Here is a 12,763-nt window from a genome sequence, read left to right as displayed (position 1 = left end):
AGGGTAGTTTCGGCTAATTATTTAAATAGTACGTCTGCAAATTCGCCCCTGTATGCAGGGCAAATGACAAAAAGTGATAATTAATGAGATGTAACACCGCAATCTGATCTGCTATTGCTGCTTCCACTTCTATTCAACCGGGCAGCAAAAAAATGAAACTCAACCTTATTACCGTCAGCCTGGCTACGCTCGTTGCCGCTGGCGCATTCCCGGCCCATGCCGGTCCTCAGGCGCATGTCGTGTGCGGCTATCACCACACGCTGGGCGATGACGCGATTATGATGTTTGGTAAAGCGAATCAGGCGATGTGGCATGACTTTTTTGGCAACACCCACACCGACGCGGTCTCTACCTACCAGACGTTGCGCGCGCAACCAGATACCACCTGTGATAATAAAGCCGACAGCTCCGCTTACTGGGCGCCGTCCATGAAATTACCCGATGGTGAAATCGTAAATCCGGCCTACCAAAAGACCTATTATCAATCTACAAATGTTGCGCAATATCCGCTCCATCCATTCCCGGCAGGGCTGGAGTTACTGGCAGGCGATCATCACGGTACTGGCCCCAGTTCCGCAATCACCTTTTTATGTGCCAACGGCAAGGGTTACACCAACAAGGTAGGCGAAATATGCGGCCTGCGTAAAGCGGGCGATGCCGTCCAGTTTAATATCGGGATCGCTTTCCCCAACTGTTGGGATGGCGTCAACCTGAAACCGACCCATACTCACAATAACGCTATCTATGCCGACCACGGGAAATGTTCCGCAGACTATCCGGTAAAAATCCCGACGGTGAATATGAACATCGCCTGGGTACTCCCGCAGATCTCCTCGCTGGATACGTCTAAAGTGGAATTGTCGATGGACCCGGTAATGCATGGCGAAACCCGGGCAGATCGCTGGGGAAGTCTTTATACCGCCCATGCCGATTTTATGAATGGCTGGACGGAAGATGGCGCGCAGTTTATGACGGATCTGTGTATGAATCAGGGACTGGATTGCGGCACTACGGTTCCTTACGCCTACAGTAAAGCGGAAGAAAATACCTGGGTAAGCAGCGAAGACGACAAGCCTCATGCCAGCGTCGATACCTTGTACGTACAGGATGACTGGACAAATGGCGGACGCACGCAGCACCCGGAAACGCTCACGCTGGTGAAATTTAAGATCCCGCCCCTGCCTGCCAATATGGACGCTTCGCTATTCAAATACCGTATTCGCCTTTTTGGCGGCAAAACGGAAACGAACGGCGCCGATCAAATTTTCTTTTACCCGACCAGCAGTGACTGGCACGTCAGTACCGTGTCCTGGAACAATAAACCGGCGATCAACTACCGTTCCGATGCCGTGTTATATCTAAACCATTCACATGAGTATCGCATGGTTGATGTCGATAAAGCGGTGCGCAAAGCGCTGGCGGAAGGGAAAACGGAAATATCCTGGTATATCGGCGGCGACCGTCAGGGAAATCACTACGATTTCACGCCAGCGGACTCAAAACAGAGCCTGGTGCTGATGCTGACCGGTTTCAAAAAGACGCCGGAGCTGTAATAGTAAACTGTGCCCGCTGACGCAACAGCGGGCACGATGGCGGCACAAGCATTATGGCACGCCATCAAAACCTGACCAATACCTCAGAAAAACAACCGTTTATTCTCAGGCTGTAGTCCCTGTTGCTGCTGAACATCCTGCAGATAACAGGTCGCTACGATGGCAAGCCGGGCATAGAAGGCGCTAACGGTATTGCGTTGCAGCAATTCCAGATAGCGGAATCCCCAGGGCAGCAGATGCGCCTCCAGTAACCGGTTGGCCGCCACGTTGTCGCCTCGTGCCAGCAGATCGCTACAGGCCAATAGCATCAGGCCAAACTGATCTTCCGGCTCGCGTTCACGGTCAGTGAATACCATTCCCTGCGACTGTAAAAAAGCTCGATAATCGGCGGTGGTTTCCCCCATCAGCAAATTATCTTTTTCCAGATAGACCGATCCCCAGGGCGGGACGGGCATCTTTCCCTGGCCTTCAAACAACACGGAAAATTGCCATGTAAGCGCATCATCATCCGGTAGCGACCATGACGCACACAGTGATTCAATATGTCCGCGATCGCGCCAGGGGTAAAGCTCAGGCAACGTTGGCAAACAATCGAACAACGCTTTCACCTCCGGCCTCTCAGGGGAGTAGTAAAACAGTGCGCCGAGGATACGCGGCAAAACAGCACGGGAAGGCATAGCAATAGCTCCTGAAATATTTCGCCTGATGACGCTACGCTTATCAGGCTTACATGGCATAAACCGGGCAAAAAACTACATTGGCAACGTCCACAGATTGTAAAACGCAATCCTACCCGCCAACTCCGCCGCGATAACCACCACAGCCGTCATGGCCAGCACAGTAGCACTCGATTTCAGGCGCGCGCAGACCACCACCCCGACCACACCCGCCGCCAGCAATATCGCCTGGGCGGTAAACCAGCTATGTTGCGCGGCGGTCAGAGCGCTATCGGCGCTCATCAGCGTCGCCATATAGCCCGGGCGCAGACAAAAGCTCACCAAAATCGCCAACACGCTGACCAGTAGCCCCAGACGGCGCACGCCAAACAATGCCGCCAACGCGCCGCCGCCAATCAACGGCGTCAATATCATCATTGCCGTGGTGTAAGATGAACGCCAGGTCGCCACCGTCGGCAGTTGGTAAATCTGCGGAACGGCGTATAAGAAGACAACTCCGACTATCGCCGCCAACCAGACCAACGCGTTACACAGCGGCGTCGCCCGGTTCAGCAACAAACCGAGCGCCCCCAGCCCGCCGAGCGCCGCAAAAGCCGCCGACAAGACAATCTCGTTACTCATCGGCGAATGTCCGACGCGCAGCAGCATATTCAGCGCGCGCAGCGGTTGCCCGACGTGGAAGATGCCGACAATGACGCCAAGCCCAAACAGGCACATCACCGAGAACAGACCGATAGCCTTACGCTGCGGCGCGACCAGCCCCATTGCGCCGCCAATCAGCAGCAGAATAAACGCGCCGACCGCGCTCTGGGTAAAGACCGTAAAAAAGACCAGCGGTAACTCATGCATGGCGCACCTCCCGAATGTTCATGATTGCGCCTTCCGTATCGCCTGTGGGTCTCGCTTTCGGATGCGGTTTAATAATGAGGTTAGGATGGGTGAACGACGCCGAAGGCAGCGGCGCAATTTGATTCTCCGTGCCATATTTTGCCCGTAATTCATCGACAGGGCCAAAATCCAGCGCTCGCTGCGGGCAAGAATCCACACAAATAGGGCGCAGATTGTTCTCCAGTCGGTCAAGACAACCGTCGCATTTACGCATCACGTTCGCCTGCGTATCAAACTGCGGCGCGCCGTAGGGGCAGCGCATTTCACAATAGCGGCAGCCGACGCATACGCTGTCATCCACCACGACCAGACCATCCTCTTTGCGTTTATGCATCGCCCCGGTCGGACAGCCGGAGACACATACCGGCTCATCGCAATGGTTACAAGCAATAGAGAGGTAGTAGGTAAAGGTGTCGTGATGCCAGCTTTCCCCCTCTTTCACCCAGCTTCCGCCGCCATATTCATAGACGCGGCGCAGTTTCGGACCGACATCCAGATCTTTATTATCCTTGCAGCTTACCTGGCAGGTTTTACAGCCTGAACAGCGCGAGGAGTCAACATAAAAGCCATACTGTTTCATCGTACATCACTCCTTAAGCGCGTTTAATTTCAACCAGATTGGTATGCTGCGGATTGCCTTTCGCCAGCGGCGAAGGATGGTGGCTGGTCAGCGTATTGATACAGCCGCCGACATCAACGCCGTTGCCGTCAAGCTGCGTCCACGCGCCCTGCGGCATCGCCGCCACGCCGGGTAAAATGCGCTGGGTCACTTTACAGGGAAGCTCCACCACGCCGCGGTCATTGAATACATGCACCCGATCGCCGGACTTCAATTGGCGGGCGCTGGCGTCAATCGGGTTAATCCAGACTTCATCCGGCACCGCCTCATGTAGCATCAGCACATTGCTGTAGGTCGAGTGGGTATGCCCTTTGGTATGGAAGCCGCTTAACTGCAACGGATACTTCGCCGTCAGCGCTTTGTTAAGATGCGACTCTTTCGCCGGACAAAATTCCGGCAATGCGGGAATTCGCTCGCCTTCTGGCAAAGTCCACGTTTGCGCCAGATCCGCCAGCGCCTGGGAGTAAATTTCAATTTTGCCCGACGGCGTGGAGAGTGGGTTAGCCTCGGCGTCGGCGCGGAAATCGGCAAACGCAAGGCTCTGCTGCTCGGTCGCGATACGCTGGTCAATCACGCCCATCTCTTTCGCCACGCTCCACTCCGGCAGGTATGGACGTTTCTCACGGATCTGCTGATAGTGCATCTCCGCCCACTGCGCCTGAGTTCGGCCCTCGGTATATTGCTCGCGCAGTCCAAGATGCCCGGCGATATCCGCGCAGATGTCATACGTGCTGCGCACTTCCCACATCGGTTTAACGGTTTTCTGAATCGCAATCATATAGTTATGCGATCCCGCCGCATAGGAGCTGTCCACCAGGTCTTCCGCCTCAAGATAGCTGGTCTCCGGCAACAGCAGATCCGCATACATCGCGCTGGGCGTCATATGGTTTTCAATCACGATAATGGTTTCACACAGCGATTCATCCGCGAGAATTTGACGGGTGCGGTTCGTTTCGCCGTGCTGATTCAGCAAGGTATTACCGGCCTGGTTGAAAAACAGCTTAATCCCGGTTTTTAGCCTGTCCGCGCCTTTCACGCCCATTGTCGTCGCGGTCATTTTCTCCGGATGCTGAATGGCGTCCGTCCATAGATAGCAAGGAATAGAGGTTTTGATCGGATTCTTACCGACAGGCAACAATGGCACGCCATACGGCGTACCGTAAGGCCAGTTGCCATTGTTGGTGCCGGGCCGCCCGAAGTGGCCGGTTAACGCTGGCAGCGTCTGAATAGCACGCACGGTTTGTTCGCCGTTGGCATGACGCTGCGGCCCCCAGCCCTGGCAAATATAGCAGGCGCGCGCCGAGGCGATTTCGCGCGCCAGTTGGCGAATACGCGTTGCCGGAATACCGGTGATATCCGCCGCCCATTCCGGGGTTTTCGCGATACCGTCATCGCCCGTGCCAAGAACATAATCTTTATAGCTGGCGTTAGGCGCAGCCGTGTCCGGCAATGTGCTACGGTCATAGCCGACGCAATAGCGGTTTACCAGCGCCTCGTCGAGAAGCTGTTCGGTAATCAGCGTATGCGCGATGCCGGCGACTAACGCAGCGTCCGTGGTTGGGCGAATCGGTAGCCATTCGGCGTGTTCGGTAATCACCGAATCGGTATAGCGCGGATCGATAATAATGACTCGGGCTTTCGAGGTCTCCAGCGCCCGGCGCAGCTCTTCAACCTGACCGCCGCCGGACATCCGCGTTTCTGAGAGATTCAGACCAAATAGCACCACCAGATCGGAATGCGCGATCTGCGTAAAATGGCTACCGACATAATCGCCGTGGGTATAGGGCGTGGCGGTGGCGATTTGCGCCGTGGAATAGGTGTTGTGATAATTTAAATAACCGCCGGTGAGATTTAATAATCTTATCCAGGCGGGCCTGCCCTGCGTATGATAATATGCCCCGGATTGATAATTATAATAAATAGCTTCCCGGCCATATTGTTCGCTAACGCGCGTTAATTCCGCTGCAATAAAGGCCGTGGCCTCATCCCATGAAATACGTTTAAATTTTCCTTCACCGCGTTTTCCCACTCTTTTCATCGGATACTTAATGCGATCCGGGCTATAGACGCGCCAGCGACTGGAACGCCCACGCAGGCAGGGACGAATCTGATGCTCGCCGAATACCGCGTCATCTTTCGCGTCTTCCGGCTCAATGCGCACAATGCGATCATTTTTCACGATAACCTTAAGCGGGCATCGGCTGCCACAGTTGACCAGACAGGCGCTGTGCCTGACGGTTTCGTCGTTGGCATCCTTCGGTATCGGGGTATCCTGCGCCTGGGCAGTGGTAGCAAAAGGCAGCGTAATCGCCTGACTTAGCGTCACCGCCGCCCCTACTTTTGCAGTAGCGACAATAGCATCACGTCGGGTTATGGTTGTGTTCAGCCATTTTTTTATTTCCATTTTTTATTTCTCACATTGCTTCCATAATTATTAATAATATGTAATGAAAACTAATCATAATAGATTAAACATTAGCGCTGATTGATTGTGATCAAACGCATTCTGAACGTCAGTAAAAATAAAACGTGACACCGCATACGTTATTATAAAAATTAATGAAAAATTATTTTATGCAATTCTGATGAAAATAAATTACCCATCACGGTATCCGGCGATATTAATTAACGACATGACGTTTGCCAGTCGACATGAGCAGGTAGCGCCCCCTACAAGGTAAGACGGGCTTTTCAACACTGGAGCAACATCGCCTATGCCTTTGAATTAGACGCCTCATCAGGGATAATAACCTTACGATTCGTCCGCTCAGGTCCACTATGAAACACTCCCTGCCATGCCGGGCGTTACGCAAACGCCCCATGAAACTCGGCACTACCGTCATTCTGATGGTCAGCGCCGTTTTGTTTTCGGTGCTCGTTGTGGTCCATCTGATCTATTTTTCGCAAATCAGCAGCATGACGCGCGACGCGCTGGCAGATAAAGCGCTGGCGGTGGCGCGCTCGCTGGCGGACTCTCCGGCAATTCGCGAGGGGCTGAAAAAACCGCCTGCGGAAAGCGGCATTCAGACGCTCGCCGAAGCGGTGAGCCAGCATAATGGCTTTTTGTTTATTGTGGTGACCAACATGCAGGGCATCCGTTATTCGCACCCAGAAACGCAGCGAATCGGCCAACCGTTCAAAGGCGATGACATTCTGCTCGCGCTGCAGGGAAAGGAAAACGTTGCCATTAATCGCGGCTTTCTTGCCAAAGCGCTGCGCGTTTTCACACCGGTTTATGATGAACGCCACCGGCAGATCGGTGTGGTAGCGATCGGCCTGGAACTCAGTCACGTTACGCAGCAGATCAACAATAGCCGCGGCAGTATTATCTGGTCCATTCTGTTCGGCGCTCTGGTGGGGTTATTAGGCACGTATGCGCTGGTCAAGGTGCTAAAACGTATCCTGTTTGGCCTCGAACCCTATGAGATCTCAACCCTGTTTGAACAACGCCAGGCAATGCTGCAGTCAATCAAAGAGGGCGTTATCGCCGTGGATGATAGCGGCGAAGTCACGTTGATTAACCATGCGGCGCAAGCGCTGCTCGATTATCGAAAAACGCAGGATGACGCCAGATTATCCACCCTGAGTCATGCCTGGTCGCAGGTGGTGGACATTAGCGAAGTGTTGCGTGACGGTACGCCGCGCCGCGATGAAGAGATCATCGTCAAAGGCCGCCTGCTGCTGGTGAATACCGTTCCGGTGCGCAGCAACGGCGAAATTATCGGCGCGATATCCACCTTCAGGGATAAAACAGAAGTTCGCCAACTGATGCAGCGGTTGGACGGGATGGTGAACTACGCGGATGCGCTCCGTGAACGATCCCACGAATTCATGAACAAATTACATGTGATTCTGGGATTATTGCACCTGAAGAGTTATAAGCAGCTTGAAGCGTATATTATCAAGACGGCCAATAACTATCAGGAAGAGATCGGTTTGCTGCTGGGTAAAATAAAGTCGCCGATTATCGCTGGCTTTTTGCTCAGTAAGATTACTCGCGCCTCTGATTTCGGGCACAGCCTGGTGATAAGCAGCGACAGCCAGTTACCGGATAATAACAATGAAGATCAGGTTACGGTGCTGATTACGGCGCTGGGTAATTTGATTGAAAACGCGCTGGAAGCGTTGAGCCAGGAATCCGGCGGCGAAATCAGCATCTCGTTACACTACCGTCATGGCTGGCTGCATTGCGAAGTGAGCGATGACGGTCCGGGTATCGAACCTGAGCGCATCGAGGCGATTTTTGAAAAAGGCGTCTCGTCGAAAGGCGCCGAACGCGGCGTCGGTTTAGCGCTGGTTAAACAGCAGGTTGAAGCGCTTGGCGGCGTAATTTCCGTGGAGTCCGAGCCTGGGATCTTCACACAATTTTTTGTACAGTTACCCTGGGATGGAAAAAGGACCAGCCTATGATCAATGTATTAATTGTCGATGACGATGCGATGGTCGCGGAGTTAAATCGCCGCTATGTCGCGCAAATCTCCGGTTTTCATTGTTGTGGAACCGCTTCGACGCTGGAAAAAGCGAAAGAGTTTATCTTCAACAGTGAAAATCACATTGACCTAATCCTGCTGGATATCTACATGCAGCAGGAAAACGGATTGGATCTGCTGCCTGTCCTGCACAGCGCAGGCTGCAAAAGCGACGTTATTGTCATTTCTTCTGCCGCTGACGCCGCCACCATTAAAGATTCGCTTCACTACGGCGTGGTGGATTATCTGATCAAGCCTTTTCAGGCCACGCGCTTTGAAGAAGCGCTGACCGGCTGGCTACGTAAGAAAACGGCGATGGAAAAACGCCAGTATTACGAACAGTCTGAGCTTGACCTGCTCATTCACGGTAATTCATCCAGCGAGCAGGAGCCTCGCCGGCTGCCAAAAGGGCTGACGCAGCAAACGCTACGCACCTTATGCCAGTGGATTGATGCGCATCAGGAGCAGGAATTTTCTACCGACGAGTTGGCCAACGAAGTGAATATCTCGCGCGTCTCCTGCCGTAAATATCTCATCTGGCTGGTGAATTGCCATATCTTGTTTACCAGTATTCATTACGGCGTGACCGGCAGGCCGGTTTACCGCTACCGCGTTCAGCCGGAACATTACTCTTTACTGAAACAATATTGTCAGTAAGGATACCGCATAAAGCCGACGCGAAGCGTTATATCCTGGTAACATTTATTATAACAATGCCAATAAAAACGCTATCACATTAATAACAAATCTGGGAAATTGTGTCAGATCAAATATACTCAACCCAGGCCTGTTAACGTTATTTTCTATTATTACAGCGCTCTGCGCTGTTTTTAATTTCAAAACGCTAACAAAAGTTAATTAAGTATTATCCCATGCCGAGAGTGTGTATTTTTATTAAAAAAGGGATTTGTCCGGAATTTTCCTGACACTTAAATAAAATTATGTTTGTAGCAATGGAGCTTGTGCTACGCCTATGGACAATACGTATATTGGTGAGCAGATACGCGTCTCCACACGCCATACTAATAATTTAAAAAAATGGCGTGACAATGATCACATAAGTCACATTCTGTTGGATTTATCTCGTGATTTACCTGATGGCGAGACACAAAAATTAAATAATAAACGCCTGTTTTTAAAACAGACAAATCATAATTTACTGCTCTCGCTGACTCCACCTGCCCATCGCCAGAGGGTGCTTCCCTCTGAACATCACCATCGCAAGAAAATAATTACTTAAAGCAACTCTGTAAAAACCTTAATCGTTAATCGTCGCCACTGGCGCATTGAATATTCGCCATTTCCTGATGCTCATTCACACAAATCAGAGGATGGCTGTGATCCATTTATCAAAATTGACTGGGTTTATCGCGAGGATAAATAAAAATGTTATTTAGTATACAGCTTCTCATAATATTAATATGTCTGTTTTATGGCGCCCGAAAGGGCGGGATCGCGCTCGGGTTGTTGGGCGGTATTGGTCTGGTCATTCTGGTGTTTGTTTTCCATCTCCAGCCAGGTAAACCGCCCGTTGACGTAATGCTGGTCATTATCGCGGTAGTCGCCGCGTCGGCAACGTTGCAGGCGTCAGGCGGGCTGGATGTGATGCTGCAGATTGCCGAAAAGCTGCTGCGTCGCAACCCCAAATACGTCTCTATTGTGGCGCCGTTCGTCACCTGTACCCTGACGATTCTGTGTGGGACAGGCCACGTGGTCTACACCATTTTGCCGATTATCTATGACGTGGCGATCAAGAATAATATCCGTCCGGAACGTCCAATGGCGGCCAGTTCTATCGGCGCGCAAATGGGCATCATCGCCAGTCCGGTTTCCGTCGCCGTTGTTTCTCTGGTAGCGATGCTGGGCAACGTGACATTTGACGGAAAACATCTGGAGTTCCTCGATCTGCTGTCGATCACCATCCCGTCTACCCTGCTCGGTATCCTGGCAATCGGTATTTTTAGTTGGTTCCGCGGTAAAGATCTGGATAAAGACGAAGCGTTTCAGAAATTTATCTCCGTACCGGAAAACCGTCAGTACGTGTACGGCGATACCGCGACGCTGCTGGATAAAAAACTGCCGAAAAGCAACTGGCTGGCGATGTGGATCTTCCTGGCGGCGATTGCCGTGGTCGCTCTCCTGGGCGCGGACTCCGACTTACGTCCAACCTTCGGCGGCAAACCGTTGTCGATGGTGCTGGTCATTCAGATGTTCATGCTGCTGACCGGGGCGCTCATTATCATTCTGACCAAAACCAATCCTGCGTCTATCTCAAAAAACGAAGTTTTTCGTTCCGGTATGATTGCGATTGTCGCGGTATACGGGATCGCCTGGATGGCGGAAACCATGTTCGGCGCGCATATGTCGGAAATTCAGGGTGTGCTGGGCGAAATGGTCAAAGAGTATCCGTGGGCCTACGCCATCGTTCTGCTGCTGGTCTCCAAGTTTGTTAACTCCCAGGCCGCGGCGCTGGCGGCGATTGTTCCCGTCGCGCTGGCTATCGGTGTCGATCCGGCGTATATCGTGGCCTCTGCGCCGGCATGTTATGGCTACTATATTCTGCCGACCTACCCAAGCGATCTGGCGGCGATTCAGTTTGACCGTTCCGGCACAACCCGTATTGGCCGCTTCGTCATTAACCACAGCTTCATTCTGCCGGGTTTGATTGGCGTGAGCGTCTCCTGCGTCTTTGGCTGGATCTTTGCCGCAATGTACGGATTCCTGTAATGGCCGCGCGCGCCGCCCGGCTATGCGCGGCGCGCGACTTAGAGCCTGGCCCATGAGGCTCTTAATACATTTTCTTACTATTAGGCTGGAAGCACATGTCGAAAAAAGAGTTTATCTATCAGGCGCCTTTCCCGATGGGAGAGGACAAAACAGAGTATTATCTGCTCACCTCCGATTATGTCAGCGTCAGTGAATTCAATGGAGAATCTATCCTCAACGTTGAGCCGCAGGCGTTAACGTTGCTGGCTCAGCAGGCCTTCCATGATGCGTCTTTTATGCTCCGTCCTGAACACCAGCAGCAAGTCGCCGCCATTCTCCATGACCCCGAAGCCAGCGAAAACGACAAATATGTGGCGTTGCAATTCCTGAGAAACTCCGAAATCGCCGCCAAAGGCATTCTGCCGACCTGCCAGGATACCGGCACGGCGATTATCGTGGGTAAAAAAGGCCAACGCGTCTGGACGGGCGGCGGCGATGAAGCCGCGCTCTCCAAAGGCGTGTTTAATACCTATATCGAAGATAACCTGCGCTACTCGCAGAACGCGCCGCTGGATATGTACAAAGAGGTCAATACCGGCAGCAACCTGCCAGCGCAAATCGATCTCTATGCTGTCGACGGCGACGAGTACAAGTTCCTTTGCGTGGCGAAAGGCGGCGGTTCAGCAAACAAAACGTATCTCTATCAGGAGACCAAAGCGCTGCTCACCCCAGGCAAGCTGAAAAACTTCCTCGTTGAGAAAATGCGCACGCTGGGCACCGCAGCCTGTCCGCCATACCATATCGCCTTTGTCATTGGCGGCACCTCGGCGGAAAGCACGCTGAAAACCGTTAAACTCGCCAGCACCCACTATTACGACGCGCTGCCGACGGAAGGTAACGAGCACGGCCAGGCATTCCGCGATCTCCACCTGGAACAGGAACTGCTGGAAGAAGCGCATAAACTTGGCCTCGGCGCCCAGTTCGGCGGGAAATATTTCGCCCACGATATTCGCGTAATTCGCCTGCCTCGTCACGGCGCTTCCTGTCCGGTGGGGATGGGCGTCTCCTGCTCGGCAGACCGTAACATCAAAGCGAAAATCAACCGCGAAGGCATCTGGATCGAAAAACTGGAACACAATCCGGGCCAGTATATTCCGCCAGCGCTGCGTCAGGCGGGCGAAGGCGACGCGGTGAAAGTCGATCTCAACCGTCCGATGAAAGAGATCCTCGCCCAGCTATCGCAGTACCCGGTCTCGACTCGCCTGTCGCTGACGGGCACCATTATCGTAGGTCGCGATATCGCCCACGCGAAGCTAAAAGAGCGTATTGAATCCGGCGAAGACCTGCCGCAGTATATTAAAGACCACCCCATCTATTACGCAGGCCCGGCAAAAACCCCGGCAGGTTATCCATCTGGCTCATTAGGCCCCACCACCGCAGGCCGAATGGACTCTTATGTCGATCTGCTGCAATCCCACGGCGGCAGTATGATCATGCTGGCGAAAGGCAACCGTAGTCAGCAGGTCACGGATGCCTGTAAAAAACACGGCGGCTTTTATTTGGGCAGTATCGGCGGCCCGGCGGCGGTACTGGCACAGCAGAGCATTAAGCATCTGGAGTGCGTCGAGTATCCGGAACTCGGCATGGAAGCTATCTGGAAAATTGAAGTAGAAGATTTCCCGGCCTTTATCCTGGTGGATGACAAAGGCAACGATTTCTTCCAGCAGATTGTCAGCAAACAGTGCGCTAACTGCGCGAAATAACCTGGTAGGCCCGGCGTTCACCCGGGCCGCGTTATCGTTTAATTGCCGGATGGCGCTACGCTTATCCGGCCTGCACGAGAGACCATGC

Annotated in this window: 10 protein-coding genes; 6 read left to right on the top strand and 4 right to left on the bottom strand. The window is 52.8% G+C overall.

Annotated elements, in window-relative coordinates:
• Positions 1 to 152 precede the first annotated feature (152 nt).
• Entirely contained in the window at positions 153 to 1,553 is a 1,401-nt protein-coding gene (locus NA389_RS04415) for a CBM96 family carbohydrate-binding protein (RefSeq protein ID WP_000773787.1), read from the top strand.
• A gap of 83 nt (positions 1,554 to 1,636) precedes the next feature.
• On the opposite strand, the gene NA389_RS04410 is transcribed toward NA389_RS04415, so the two are convergent.
• The 4 genes from NA389_RS04410 to NA389_RS04395 form a co-directional block, all read right to left on the bottom strand.
• Positions 1,637 to 2,230: a TorD/DmsD family molecular chaperone gene (locus NA389_RS04410; RefSeq protein WP_001629474.1), complete on the bottom strand. Its 594-nt coding sequence runs from the start codon at positions 2,228 to 2,230 to the stop codon at positions 1,637 to 1,639.
• A gap of 75 nt (positions 2,231 to 2,305) precedes the next feature.
• Positions 2,306 to 3,079 (bottom strand): dimethyl sulfoxide reductase anchor subunit family protein, encoded by a 774-nt coding sequence (locus tag NA389_RS04405; protein ID WP_000544914.1) that lies wholly within the window; start codon positions 3,077 to 3,079, stop codon positions 2,306 to 2,308.
• Complete coding sequence (locus tag NA389_RS04400) at positions 3,072 to 3,698, bottom strand: DMSO/selenate family reductase complex B subunit (protein WP_000816143.1); 627 nt, start codon at positions 3,696 to 3,698, stop codon at positions 3,072 to 3,074. The genes NA389_RS04405 and NA389_RS04400 overlap by 8 nt, the downstream gene beginning before the upstream one ends.
• A gap of 13 nt (positions 3,699 to 3,711) precedes the next feature.
• Positions 3,712 to 6,141: a DMSO/selenate family reductase complex A subunit gene (locus NA389_RS04395; RefSeq protein ID WP_000403478.1), complete on the bottom strand. Its 2,430-nt coding sequence runs from the start codon at positions 6,139 to 6,141 to the stop codon at positions 3,712 to 3,714.
• A gap of 374 nt (positions 6,142 to 6,515) precedes the next feature.
• Between NA389_RS04395 and NA389_RS04390 the strand changes: the two genes are divergently transcribed.
• From NA389_RS04390 to fumA, 5 genes are all read left to right on the top strand, one after another.
• A complete protein-coding gene (locus NA389_RS04390) occupies positions 6,516 to 8,147 on the top strand; it encodes a sensor histidine kinase (protein ID WP_000682900.1) in 1,632 nt (543 codons plus the stop codon).
• Positions 8,144 to 8,863: a two-component system response regulator DcuR gene (dcuR, locus tag NA389_RS04385; RefSeq protein WP_000611307.1), complete on the top strand. Its 720-nt coding sequence runs from the start codon at positions 8,144 to 8,146 to the stop codon at positions 8,861 to 8,863. The genes NA389_RS04390 and dcuR overlap by 4 nt, the downstream gene beginning before the upstream one ends.
• Positions 8,864 to 9,179: 316 nt before the next feature.
• Positions 9,180 to 9,446 carry a hypothetical protein gene (locus tag NA389_RS04380; RefSeq protein ID WP_001642024.1) on the top strand — a complete coding sequence of 89 codons (267 nt, stop codon included), beginning with the start codon at positions 9,180 to 9,182 and terminating at the stop codon, positions 9,444 to 9,446.
• A gap of 146 nt (positions 9,447 to 9,592) precedes the next feature.
• On the top strand, positions 9,593 to 10,933 hold the full coding sequence (gene dcuB, locus NA389_RS04375) for an anaerobic C4-dicarboxylate transporter DcuB (RefSeq protein WP_000899149.1): 1,341 nt from the start codon (positions 9,593 to 9,595) through the stop codon (positions 10,931 to 10,933).
• Between the two features lie 95 nt (positions 10,934 to 11,028).
• Entirely contained in the window at positions 11,029 to 12,675 is a 1,647-nt protein-coding gene (gene fumA / locus NA389_RS04370; protein WP_000037198.1) for a class I fumarate hydratase FumA, read from the top strand.
• The last annotated feature ends 88 nt before the right edge of the window (positions 12,676 to 12,763 follow it).

Source organism: Salmonella sp. NW645 (assembly GCF_051703725.1).
Taxonomy (GTDB): Bacteria; Pseudomonadota; Gammaproteobacteria; order Enterobacterales; family Enterobacteriaceae; genus Salmonella; species Salmonella enterica.
This window is presented reverse-complemented; position numbering and strand designations above follow the sequence as displayed.

Bases quoted from the DNA above. Each gene is read 5' to 3' on its own strand.
- NA389_RS04415 (WP_000773787.1), top strand. From the start codon at position 153: ATGAAACTCAACCTTATTACCGTCAGCCTGGCTACGCTCGTTGCCGCT.
- NA389_RS04410 (WP_001629474.1), bottom strand. From the start codon at position 2,230: ATGCCTTCCCGTGCTGTTTTGCCGCGTATCCTCGGCGCACTGTTTTAC.
- NA389_RS04405 (WP_000544914.1), bottom strand. From the start codon at position 3,079: ATGCATGAGTTACCGCTGGTCTTTTTTACGGTCTTTACCCAGAGCGCG.
- NA389_RS04400 (WP_000816143.1), bottom strand. From the start codon at position 3,698: ATGAAACAGTATGGCTTTTATGTTGACTCCTCGCGCTGTTCAGGCTGT.
- NA389_RS04395 (WP_000403478.1), bottom strand. From the start codon at position 6,141: ATGGAAATAAAAAAATGGCTGAACACAACCATAACCCGACGTGATGCT.
- NA389_RS04390 (WP_000682900.1), top strand. From the start codon at position 6,516: ATGAAACACTCCCTGCCATGCCGGGCGTTACGCAAACGCCCCATGAAA.
- dcuR (WP_000611307.1), top strand. From the start codon at position 8,144: ATGATCAATGTATTAATTGTCGATGACGATGCGATGGTCGCGGAGTTA.
- NA389_RS04380 (WP_001642024.1), top strand. From the start codon at position 9,180: ATGGACAATACGTATATTGGTGAGCAGATACGCGTCTCCACACGCCAT.
- dcuB (WP_000899149.1), top strand. From the start codon at position 9,593: ATGTTATTTAGTATACAGCTTCTCATAATATTAATATGTCTGTTTTAT.
- fumA (WP_000037198.1), top strand. From the start codon at position 11,029: ATGTCGAAAAAAGAGTTTATCTATCAGGCGCCTTTCCCGATGGGAGAG.